This window comes from Pseudomonas sp. HY2-MNA-CIBAN-0224 (assembly GCF_040310285.1).
Taxonomy (GTDB): Bacteria; Pseudomonadota; Gammaproteobacteria; order Pseudomonadales; family Pseudomonadaceae; genus Aquipseudomonas; species Aquipseudomonas helleri.
In genome coordinates, this window is the sequence record NZ_JBEOPQ010000915.1 from 1 (window position 1) to 235 (window position 235).

The window sequence follows — 235 nt, forward strand, 5'->3', positions numbered from 1 at the left end:
CCTAAACACCATTCACAAAAAACGATATCAGCTTGTTGTAGTAATACATGGCTTTGTGATTCATTGTGCTTATCATGACCTTGCCACTGATCAATCAAAAACTCGAACTGTCCTGAGGCTTCTAGTTTACTCTGTAATAAAGTAAAGAATTTGAGGTCATGTCCTGCTACTAATATGCGCGTCTTTTTTACAGCTTTTGGTACAGCAGGTATGTCTGCCAGCCATTGTCGTATCT

Annotated in this window: 1 pseudogene; it reads right to left on the reverse strand. The window is 39.1% G+C overall.

The window, feature by feature from the left end:
- Window positions 1-235 (reverse strand): annotated as a pseudogene (locus AAEZ03_RS28910) (glycosyltransferase family protein); the annotation flags it as partial.